This is a genomic window from Mesorhizobium sp. M7A.F.Ca.AU.001.01.1.1, assembly GCF_004022735.1.
Taxonomy (GTDB): domain Bacteria; phylum Pseudomonadota; class Alphaproteobacteria; order Rhizobiales; family Rhizobiaceae; genus Mesorhizobium; species Mesorhizobium ciceri.
The window spans coordinates 1-5,761 of record NZ_RZPF01000422.1; the positions used below are offsets into that span (position 1 = coordinate 1).

The 5,761-nt window shown below is 62.2% G+C and carries 6 protein-coding genes and 1 pseudogene; 6 read left to right on the forward strand and 1 reads right to left on the reverse strand.

The genetic code is table 11. The features are described 5' to 3' along the window. The 6 genes and pseudogenes from EN884_RS40300 to EN884_RS23045 form a co-directional block, all read left to right on the forward strand. Window positions 1–76: pseudogene (locus EN884_RS40300) on the forward strand (aminomethyl transferase family protein); the annotation flags it as partial. 94 nt (window positions 77–170) lie between these two features. Then, window positions 171–1,019 carry a DUF1194 domain-containing protein gene (locus EN884_RS23025; protein WP_063168208.1) on the forward strand — a complete coding sequence of 283 codons (849 nt, stop codon included), beginning with the start codon at window positions 171–173 and terminating at the stop codon, window positions 1,017–1,019. A gap of 78 nt (window positions 1,020–1,097) precedes the next feature. Continuing rightward, window positions 1,098–1,442 carry a peptidase inhibitor family I36 protein gene (locus EN884_RS23030; protein WP_024501320.1) on the forward strand — a complete coding sequence of 115 codons (345 nt, stop codon included), beginning with the start codon at window positions 1,098–1,100 and terminating at the stop codon, window positions 1,440–1,442. A gap of 154 nt (window positions 1,443–1,596) precedes the next feature. Next, window positions 1,597–2,547, forward strand: coding sequence for an ABC transporter substrate-binding protein (locus EN884_RS23035; RefSeq protein ID WP_063168207.1), 951 nt, complete (start codon window positions 1,597–1,599; stop codon window positions 2,545–2,547). Between the two features lie 107 nt (window positions 2,548–2,654). Continuing rightward, on the forward strand, window positions 2,655–3,428 hold the full coding sequence (locus EN884_RS23040; RefSeq protein WP_063168206.1) for an ABC transporter permease: 774 nt from the start codon (window positions 2,655–2,657) through the stop codon (window positions 3,426–3,428). Further along, on the forward strand, window positions 3,425–4,207 hold the full coding sequence (locus EN884_RS23045) for an ABC transporter ATP-binding protein (RefSeq protein WP_013531158.1): 783 nt from the start codon (window positions 3,425–3,427) through the stop codon (window positions 4,205–4,207). Before EN884_RS23040 ends, EN884_RS23045 begins: the two co-directional genes overlap by 4 nt. A gap of 114 nt (window positions 4,208–4,321) precedes the next feature. Here the strand turns inward: EN884_RS23045 and EN884_RS23050 are convergent, their stop codons facing one another. Continuing rightward, window positions 4,322–5,260, reverse strand: coding sequence for a GlxA family transcriptional regulator (locus EN884_RS23050; RefSeq protein ID WP_348625597.1), 939 nt, complete (start codon window positions 5,258–5,260; stop codon window positions 4,322–4,324). Between the last annotated feature and the right edge of the window lie 501 nt (window positions 5,261–5,761).

Genomic DNA, 5,761 nt, shown 5'->3' on the forward strand with positions numbered 1-5,761 from the left:
GACATATCCGGTCGAAGTGGCGGCTGTCGGCTACAAGCCGCTCTACGATCCGGAGAATTTGAAGCCCCGCAGCTGATTGCTAGCCGGCGCAAAGGGCATGAAGGCAAAAGCCTGGCCATCGGCCGGGCTTTTCTCTTTTTAAGCCGACGGTTTTCGCTTACCTTCGCGGCATGTCTGCTTTTGCCTGCGCAAGACATTTCCTTTCAGGCTGCGCCGCGTTCGCACTGACGCTCTGGTTGACGCCCGCGGCCCAAGCTGACGAGCCCGTCGATGTCGAGCTGGTGCTGGCCGTCGATGTCTCGCTGTCGATGTCTCCGGACGAACTCGAGATCCAGCGTCACGGCTACGCCGCGGCACTGACGCACGACAATGTGCTGCAGGCCATTGCCGATGGCGCTTATGGCAAGATCGCCGTCACCTATGTCGAATGGGCCGGCACCAACTGGCAGCGCGTCATCGTGCCGTGGACGGTGATCGCCAGCCGCACCGACGCCGAGCGGGTGGTTGCGCAACTATCCGCTCAGCCGCCCAACAGCGCGCGGCGCACCTCGATCTCCGGAGCGCTGGAGTTCGGCAATGACCTGTTCGCCGAAAGCGGCTACCAGGGCACGAAGCGGGTCATCGACATTTCGGGCGATGGCCCCAACAATCAAGGCGCGCCGGTCAACCTGACCCGCGACGATCTGATCAAGCAAGGCATCGTCATCAACGGCCTGCCGCTGATGACGCGAGGCGGTTTTTCCGGCGCCTACGAAGTCAGCAATCTCGATCGCTACTACAGCGACTGCGTCATCGGCGGACCCGGAGCCTTCATGATTCCGGTCAATGACTGGACGCAGTTTCCCGAAGCCATCCGTCGCAAGCTGGTGCTGGAACTCGCCGGCCCGGCCTCGCCGCAATGGGCGGCAGAAGAAGCCACGCATCCGCCGGTGGTATTGGCGCAGGACAAGCCCGCCACCGACTGCCTGGTCGGCGAGAAAATGTGGCGCAACCGCAGCTGGATGTTTGACAGCCGCTAGGCGACCGAAGCATTGGCAAATTGGCCGGACCGCGCTATCCAGTCGGAGGGGCCGCGGCAAAAACCGAGGAAACATCAGATGAAACGTCTAGCCATCCTGACTGCTGTCGCGTCCGTACTTTTTGCCGACGCCGCCAGCGCCCAATACAATGATGAGCCCGCCTGCATGATGTTCGAGCACGCGAATTTTCGCGGTCGGTCCATCGGTATGGGCCCCGACGATTCCGTGAACTTTCGCGGCGGCCAGTTCTGGAACGACCGTGTGTCGTCGGTGATTGTGCGCCGGGGTTGCACACTCATTGCCTATGAGGACTCCCGGATGGGTGGCCGCTCGATCGAGATCCGGCGCCGGATCCGCGATTTCGGCGGCAGCGACTGGAATGACCGTATATCGTCGGCGGAGTGCACCTGCGACGATTATTGAGGCCATTTTGGATTAGCCACGATGGATTTCTGGCGGTGGTAGCCATTGGCCGACAGCAGAGCCGGGCCTGCCGGTTGCCTCACCAAGCTGTTCATTGACAAGCCGATTGGCGTCTGTGAGACAATTCCCCAGCAAAAACAAAAGGGGAACCGACATGAACAGGATCGCCGTTCTTACCGCAACTCTGACACTTGCCGCCGGCCTGTCGGCACCGGCGATGGCTGCCACCTCGGTCACTATCGGCATCAGCGGCTGGACAGGCTTCGCGCCGCTGACGCTTGCGAAGCAGGCGGGCATCTTCGAGAAACACGGACTCGACGTGACCCTGAAAAAGGTGCCGCAAGCGAGCCGGCCGCTCGCCATCGCCAGCGGCGACCTGCAATGCGCGGCCACCACGGTGGAGACCTGGCTGGTGTGGAACGCCAGCGGCGTCACCACCAAGCAGATCTTCCAGCTCGACAAATCCTACGGCGCCGACGGCATCGTCGCCCGCAACAACATCAAGACCGTCGCCGATCTCAAGGGCAAGAACGTCGCGTCATCGGCGCCGGGCACGTCGCCCTATTTCATGCTCGCCTGGGTGCTGAACAAGAACGGCATGTCGACGAAGGACGTCACCGTCGTCAATCTGGAGCCTGATGCGGCGGCGCAAGCTTTCCTCGCCGGGCAGAACGACGCCGCCGTCACCTACGAGCCGTTCATCTCGGCGGTGCGCGACAAGTCGGACCAGGGCCATATCCTGGCGACGACGCTCGACTACCCGATGGTGCTCGACACGGTGGGCTGCACACCCGAATTCCTGAAAACCAATCCGGATGCCGCCAAGGCGCTGGCCGACAGCTATTTTGATGCACTCGACCTGATCAAGAGCGATCCGCAGAAATCCTACGAGACCATGGGTGCCGACGTGAAACAGTCGGCCAAGGAATTCGAGGATTCGGCGAAATACCTGAAATGGGCCGACCGGGCGGAGAACAAACAGTTCTTCACCAAGGAATTCCAGGACTTTTCCAAGACCGCTGGCGAACTGCTGCTGCAGATGGGACTGATCAAGGAAGCGCCCGACGTCACCACGTTGGCTGACACCAGCCCGGTTTCGAACTGATCGTTCGGCCTTTGACCATCAAGCGGCGGCGCCTGGCGCTGCCGCCTTCTCTTGGACAAAGCGCGATTTGAGCATGGGGACCATTTGAAAATGGCGACGATTTGACGATGCGCCCCTTGCATCCAGTCTCGCCGGGCATCCGAACCGTGCTCGGCATTTCCTTCTTCGTGCTTTTCGTGGCCTTCTGGGCTTGGATCACGCTAGGCGGCCACGTCAACCGCATCTTCCTCGCCGATCCGCTGTCGATGCTGCGGGATGGCTGGCGGCTTTTGGTCGAAGACCGTTTTTGGCTCGACGTTCTGATCACCATCTGGCGCGTCTTCGGCGGCTTCCTGCTTGCCTCGGTCGTCGCGGTACCGCTTGGCATCGCGATGGGCGCCTGGAAGCCGGTGGAGGCGTTTCTGGAGCCTTTTGTCTCCTTCGCCCGCTACTTGCCTGCGTCGGCATTCATCCCACTGCTCATCTTGTGGGCCGGCATCGGCGAGCTGGAAAAACTGCTGGTCATCTTCGTCGGCTCGGTGTTCCAGATCGTCCTCATCATCGCGGTCAAAGTTGGCGGCACACGACGCGATCTGGTCGAGGCCGCCTACACGCTGGGTTCCACCAACAGCGGCATCGTCAACCGGGTGATCATGCCGGCCAATGCGCCGGAGGTCGCCGAGACGCTGCGGCTGGTGCTCGGCTGGGCCTGGACCTATGTCATCGTCGCGGAACTGATCGGCTCGTCATCCGGCATCGGCTACATGATCATCAACAGTCAGTCGCGGCTGGCGACGGGTCAGATCATCTTCGGCATCATCGTCATCGGACTGATCGGGCTGTTGTCCGACTTCGCCTTCAAGGCCTTCAACCGCTGGCTCTTTCCGTGGAGCCTGGCGTGAACAAGCTTCTCATCGAGGGCGTTTCGCGCACCTTTGCCGGCGTGCGCGGCGGTCAGCCGGTCAAGGCGCTGATGCCGATCGACCTGGCGGTCGCCGCCAACGACTTCATCACTATTCTGGGGCCGTCCGGCTGCGGGAAGTCGACACTGCTCAGGATTGTCGCGGGCCTGGAAGCATCGAGCGAGGGCCGTGTGCTGCTCGACGGCAAGGCGGTGACCCGGCCGGGGCCGGATCGCGGCATGGTCTTTCAGTCCTACACGCTGTTTCCCTGGCTGACTGTGGCGCAGAACATCGCTTTCGGCTTGCGCGAACGCGGAATGCCCGAAAAGGAGCGGGACGGGGTCGTCGCTTCCTACGTCAATCTCGTCGGCCTGAAAGGGTTCGAGAACCATTGGCCGAAGCAGCTCTCCGGCGGCATGCAGCAGCGCACGGCGATCGCCCGGGCGCTGGCTAACGATCCGGAGATCCTGTTGCTGGATGAGCCGTTCGGCGCGCTCGACAACCAGACGCGCGGTCTGATGCAGGAACTGCTGCTCGGCATCTGGGAACGGCGCCAAAAGACGGTGCTGTTCGTCACCCATGACATCGAGGAGGCGATCTTCATGGCCTCGCGCGTCATCGTGATGACGGCGCGGCCTGGCCGCATCAAGTCGGATGTCGCCATCGACCTGCCGCATCCGCGCCATTACACGCTGAAGACCAGCCCGGAATTCTCGGCGCTGAAAGCGCGGCTGACCGAGGATATTCGGGTCGAGGCGATGCGCACGGCGCAGGCGTAGTCAGACCGACACAGCCTGATCATCTGGAAAGATACTTGGCTCGCTCAACAGACGCTTGAGGCGAGGAAGATCACGTTTCGGGGCGTCCAGAGCCGCCTCACGTGACACCTCTGCTCAGGCGGCCAGCAGCTGCTTGCGGTCGACGCGCTCCTGCTGCGGCGAGCGGGCGTAGAGTTCGCGGTAGCATTTGGAGAAATGCGAGGCCGAGACGAAGCCGCAGGCGACCGCCACCTCGACCACTGGCATCGAGGACTGGATCAGCAGGTGCCGAGCGCGGTCGAGCCGGATTTCGAGATAATAGCGGGCGGGGGAGCGGCCCATCTCGGTGCGGAACAGCCGCTCGATCTGGCGGCGCGACAGGTCGACATGATCGGCGATCTCGATCAGTGACAGCGGCTCCGACAGATTGCCTTCCATCAACTCGATGATGGTCAGCACTTTCGAGTTCTGGACGCCGAGGCGGGCGCGCAGCGGCAGGCGCTGGCGGTCGGTGGGGCTGCGCACGCGGTCGGTCAGCACCTGCTCGCAGACGCGGTTGACGAGGTTCTCGTCAAAGTCGTCGCCGATCAGCTTCAGCATCATGTCGAGTGCGGCGGTGCCACCGGCGCAGGTGTAGATGTTCTGGTCGATCTCGAAGAGGTCGGCAAAGACATTGGCCTTCGGGAACGCCTCGGAAAAGCCCGGCAGGTTCTCCCAGTGGATGGCGCAGCGCTTGTTGGACAACAGGCCGGCGGCGGCGAGGATATGCGCGCCGGTGCACAGGCCGCCGACGGCGACGCCGCGATTGTATTCCTCGCGCAGCCAGGCGAAGGCGGACTTGTTTTGGTAGCGCTCGACATTGATGCCGCTGCAGACGATGGCCATGTTCGGCCGATCGGGACCTGCCATCTTCTTGCGTTCATCCTCGAGCGACGTGTTGACCGCGCACTCGACTCCGTTCGAGGCGCGCACCGGCTTGCCGTCGATGCTGGCGAGGCGCCATCGATAGGCCTCGTAGCCGAGCATGCGATTGGCCGAGCGCAGCGGGTCGAGCGCGGTCGCAAAGGCGATCATGGTGAAATCGGGAATAAGGAAGAATACAAACGACCGCTTGATCGGATGCTTTACGGCGTTCAAGGGAACCTCACACAGCCATGGCGCGAACAGGATGTCGCGAATAGCATAGCGACATCAGGAAAAACCATGTCTGTCAATCGGCTACGCCGCTACGACAAGATTAAATTTGCGACATGGGTCGCAAATGGGCAATCGGCGTGCAGCGGGGCCCGGAAGTGGCACGAACTGTTCAAGGGACAGGCAGCGTACAGCCTGTGCGCAGAACAAAAACGCCGCTCTGGCTGGAGGCAGGCGGCGTTGCAGTTTTAAAGCAGCGGCAGGGATGCGCTGCCTGGAAAATCTTCAGGCGACGAAGCCGAGGCGCGCCGCATTCATGGCGCCAGTCTGGCCGGGCATGGTGTTGGCGAGACGCTGACGCTCGAGAGCGGTGGTCAGGTTCATTTCGCGGCGGGCAAAGAGGCGGGCCAAAAGCTTTCTTATCCTTTCCATTCGGTTGCT